At 63.8% G+C, this 4,810-nt stretch carries 2 protein-coding genes and 2 pseudogenes; 2 read left to right on the forward strand and 2 right to left on the reverse strand.

Translation table 11 applies throughout. The features are described from left to right. Together EN964_RS24775 and betB are read left to right on the forward strand one after the other, a co-directional pair. Window positions 1-90, forward strand: a pseudogene (locus EN964_RS24775) (choline dehydrogenase); the annotation flags it as partial. Window positions 91-146: 56 nt separating this feature from the next. Continuing rightward, complete coding sequence (gene betB / locus EN964_RS24780) at window positions 147-1,610, forward strand: betaine-aldehyde dehydrogenase (RefSeq protein ID WP_127267971.1); 1,464 nt, start codon at window positions 147-149, stop codon at window positions 1,608-1,610. A gap of 7 nt (window positions 1,611-1,617) precedes the next feature. Here betB and EN964_RS24785 read toward each other — a convergent pair whose 3' ends face one another. Further along, window positions 1,618-3,858: a mannose-1-phosphate guanylyltransferase/mannose-6-phosphate isomerase gene (locus EN964_RS24785; protein ID WP_127269980.1), complete on the reverse strand. Its 2,241-nt coding sequence runs from the start codon at window positions 3,856-3,858 to the stop codon at window positions 1,618-1,620. A gap of 11 nt (window positions 3,859-3,869) precedes the next feature. Continuing rightward, window positions 3,870-4,810: pseudogene (locus EN964_RS24790) on the reverse strand (phosphomannomutase/phosphoglucomutase); the annotation flags it as partial.

Below are 4,810 nucleotides of genomic sequence, written 5' to 3' on the forward strand. Positions count from 1 at the left end.
GCTTCCGATCACATCCTTGGCCGGACGCCGCTGGCGCCGTCCAACCAGGAACCATGGATCAATCCGAGCTGGCAGGCGTCGGACAGATAGAGCATGATCGTGACTGCACGATCATGCATGCCGCGAAGACGATTTGGAGACCTCCCATGCGCGCCCAGCCCACGGCATCGCACTATGTCAACGGACGCTACATCGAGGACGAAGGCGGCGCGCCGCTGCCGGTCATCTATCCGGCAACCGGTGAGACCATCGCCATGCTGCGTTCGGCAACGCCGAACGTGCTGGAACTCGCCGTCGAGGCGGCGCGGGCGGCGCAGCCCGCCTGGGCGCGGCTGAAGCCGGTCGAGCGCGGGCGCATCCTGCGCCGCGCCGCCGACATATTGCGCGCCCGCAACGCCGACCTCGCCCGCATCGAGACACTGGATACAGGCAAGGCGATCCAGGAAACGCTGGTGGCGGACGCCCCATCGGCAGCGGACTGCCTTGAATATTTCGGCGGTGCGGTTGCCGCCTACAATGGCGAGTCGGTCGATCTCGGCGGACCCTTCGCCTACACAAGGCGCGAAGCGCTCGGCGTCTGTGTCGGCATCGGCGCCTGGAACTACCCGATCCAGATCGCCGGCTGGAAATCGGCACCGGCGCTCGCCATGGGCAACGCCATGGTGTTCAAGCCATCGGAAAACACGCCGCTTTCAGCACTCGCATTGGCCGAGATCTACAGCGAGGCCGGGCTGCCTGACGGCCTGTTCAACGTGGTGCAAGGCTATGGCGATGTTGGCGCCGGGCTCGTCGGCCACGATGTCGTCGCCAAGGTCTCGGTGACCGGCTCGGTGCCGACCGGCCGCAAGGTGCTGTCGCTCGCCGGCTCGAAGATGAAGCACGCGACGATGGAGCTTGGCGGCAAGTCGCCGCTGATCGTGTTCGACGATGCCGACATCGAGAACGCCATTGGCGGCGCCATGCTCGGCAATTTCTATTCGACCGGGCAGATCTGTTCCAACGGCACGCGCGTCTTCGTGCAGAGCGGCATTCACGACCGCTTCGTCGAGCGTCTGATCGAGCGGACCAAGAAAATCCGCATCGGCGACCCGCTCGACCCCGAAACCCAGATGGGACCGCTGGTTTCCAAGGCGCAGCACTACAAGGTAGTGGGCTATATCGAGATCGGCAAGCAGGACGGAGCAACGCTTGCCTGTGGCGGCAACGTGCCTTCGCTGCAGGGTTTCCAGGGCGGATTCTTTGTCGAGCCAACGGTGTTCACCGGCGTCACCGACACAATGCGCATCGCCCGCGAGGAGATTTTCGGGCCTGTCATGAGCGTGCTGAAATTCGACGGTGAGGACGAGGTGATCAACCGCGCCAACGACACCGAATTCGGCCTTGCCGCCGGCGTCTTCACGCGTGACCTGCCGCGCGCCCACCGCGTCATTGCCGAGCTACAGGCCGGCACCTGCTGGATCAACGCCTATAATCTGACGCCGGTCGAAATCCCGTTCGGCGGCTTCAAACAGTCGGGCATCGGACGTGAGAATTCATTGGCGGCGCTGGCACTCTATTCGCAGCTGAAGTCGATCTATGTCGAGACCGGGGATGTGGCGAGCCCGTACTGATCAAGTCCTACGCCTTCGGATCGGCCGTCCCATCCAGATACTGGGTCAGCGCACAGACCAGGTGGTAGAAGATGCTGGCCGGCACGTCCGATGCCAGTGAGCGGCCGCGCTCGTCGATGCGGTCGATCCACAGGCCGAGCGGCGCCGGGTCGATGTGCCAGCGAAACAGCCGGCCGACGCGCGCTTCGATCTCGGGCTTCAGGTCCGGCCCGCCCGAACCATCCAGCGCGATAGCCGCCTTCACCGCTTCGGCCTGCGGCCAGCTGCGTGATATCAGGTCGAGCGGCAGGCCCTGCCGCGAGACGGCGCCATAGGCAAGGCCGGTGGCGCGGTTGAGGCCATTGGCAGTGGCCGACGCGTAAAGTTTTCTGGCAAAGCCGCTCAATTCGGCCTGGCCGCTGCGTCCAGCGAAATCGACCAGCAGCGAGGCCCACTCGAAATGGTGGCCAGGCTCGGTCCATGACCCTTTCTCTCCTGCGGATGGCTTCCATTCGGCATCGAAATACTCGCCAAGCGTCCAGCTTTCCGGATCGAAGAAATGACTTCGGAAGAGGTCGATGATGCGCGCTGCGCGGCGCAGATGGGCGCGCTCGCCAGTCGCCTGATGCCAAGCGAGGAAGGCCTCGAGCAGATGCATATGCGGGTTGGAGCGGCGCTCGCCTTTGCCGTCCGATGTCTCGAGGAAGCCGGTCATGCGGCTGTCTTCGAGATGCGCATCGAGAAAGGCGAAGGTTTCCTCGCCGAGGCGCAAGGCGTCTGGATTGCCAGACATATGCGCATGCGCGAGCGCCAGGAGCACGCAGGAATGATCGTAGGCATCCTCGGTGGCGTCGGCGACCGAGCCGTCGACATTCAGCGTGCGAACCCAGCCGCCCTTGTCGGTGCGGCCCTTGCCGGCCATGAAGGTGATGCCGTGGCTGATCAGCCGGTCGGCCGGACCGTCCCAGCCGCGCGCTCGGGCGACGGCGAAAGCATAGACCTGCCTTGCCATGGTGCGCATGCGCTTGGGCTTCATCAGCGGCGAGGCGTCCAGGCCGAGCGCTTCGTGAAAGCCGCCATGGCGTTCGTCGACCCCCGATGTCGACCACAGCGGCAAGGTCTCCTGAAACAGCCAGTGATGCACGCGCCGGCGCCAGGCGCCGCTTTCGATGACGCGGTCATGCGCCGGCGTGAACCTGGTTTCCAGGCGACCCGATTTTTCGAGCTGCTCGACGATCTTCTTGACGTGCTGGCTGTGGCTGACCGGGGCGACGAAGGTGGCATCCGATGTCGAAACGATGGCGATGTCCTTCATGCCGATCGCCGACAGCAGGCGGCCATCACTGCGAATGTAGGAATTCTCGCAATCGATAGCGACGACATCGCCGATGATGACATTGCCCCGGTCGTCGGCGGGGCCGACATCGAGCAGCGACTGCCAGGAGCCGAGATCGTTCCAGCGGAAGCCGGCCGGCACCATGGCGATGTCTTTTGCCCGCTCCATGATGGCGTAGTCGATCGAGTTCGACGGAATGGCGGCGTAGAGTTCTAGCGGCATGTAAAGGCCGGACAGATCCGATGTCGCTGCCCTGTAAGCTGCTTCGGTGGCCAGCCAGATATCCGGCTGGAACGCTATGAAGGCATCACGCATGGCGACGGCGCGAAACAGGAAGATACCGGTGTTCCAGTAGAAATTTCCGGCCTTGAGATAGCTTTGCGCAGTCTCAATATCCGGCTTTTCGACGAAGCGCGACACATCGAAGGTGCCGCCGCTTTCGGCCGCGACCTCGATATAGCCGTAGCCGGTCTCGGGCTGTGTCGGCTTGATGCCGAACACCACCAGCCGTCCACTACGCGCTGCCTCGGTGCCGGCTTCGACGCTATGCCAGAATTGGCGCGGGGTCGATATCTCATGATCCGACGGCATCACCAGCACCAGGCTGTCACCGAATTCGGACAGCGTGCGCAGCGTCGCCAGTGCGACGGCGGCGGCTGTGTTGCGCCCGGTCGGCTCGAACAGCGGACCGCCGCCGGCCAGGTCGAGACCAGCAAGATCGGCGTGAACGCGATCAGCATGGCGCTCCGCGGCGATCAGGAAGATCGGCGTTTCGCCTTCCGGCCGGGCCGTCAGCCGACGCAAGGTCTTGGCCAGCATCGAGCCATCGCCGGACAGATCGTGGAACTGCTTGGGGTTGTCCTCGCGCGACAGCGGCCACAACCTCGAGCCGACGCCGCCGCTCATGACAAAACTGACAATCCGCTCGGTCATTCAACTACCATTCAAAAGGTCTGGTTGTAGGCGCCCACCTCGGGGCTGCGGCGCAGCACGGCGTCGACAGCCTCGAACATCTCCCGTCGACGCTGCGACGACACCGGGCTTTCGACCACCACGACCAGTTCCGGTTTGTTCGATGAGGCGCGCACCAGCCCCCAGGTGCCGTCGTCGGCGACGACGCGCACGCCGTTGACGGTGATGAGGTCTGCGATCTTCTGGCCAGCGAAAACCATTCCATCCCGCTTCATGGCCCGAAAGTCGGCAACCACCCGCTCGACAACGCCATACTTCACGTCGTCCGCGCAGTGAGGCGACATGGTCGGCGTGCCGAAGGTCAGCGGCAGGGCGCGATAAAGATCGGCCATCGAATTGCCCAGGCTGCGATCCAGCATTTGGCAGATGGCGATGGCAGTGACCAGCCCGTCGTCATATCCGCGCCCGATCGGCGGATTGAAAAAGAAATGACCCGACTTTTCGAAACCGGCGACAGCACCGAGTTCGGCGACGCGGCGCTTGATGTAGGAATGGCCGGTTTTCCAATAGTCAGCGACGGCGCCATTGGCGCGCAGCATTGCGTCGGTATGGAACAGGCCGGTCGATTTGACGTCGACGACGAAGGTCGAGTTGGGATGCCGGCTGGAAATATCCCTTGCCAGCATCACACCGACCTTGTCGGCAAAAATTTCATTGCCTTCATTGTCGACGACGCCGCAGCGGTCGCCATCGCCGTCGAAGCCAAGGCCGATGTCGGCGCCTGATGCCAGCACCTTGTCCCGGATGGCATGCAGCATCCGCATGTCCTCGGGATTGGGATTGTAGCGCGGAAATGTATGGTCGAGCTCGACGTCGAGCGCGATGACCTCGCAGCCGATGCGCTGCAACGCCCGCGGCGCGAAGGCGCCGGCGGTGCCATTGCCGCAGGCTGCGACCACTTTCAGCTTTCGGG

The sequence above is a fragment of the Mesorhizobium sp. M7A.F.Ca.CA.001.10.2.1 genome, from assembly GCF_003998575.1.
GTDB lineage: Bacteria > Pseudomonadota > Alphaproteobacteria > Rhizobiales > Rhizobiaceae > Mesorhizobium.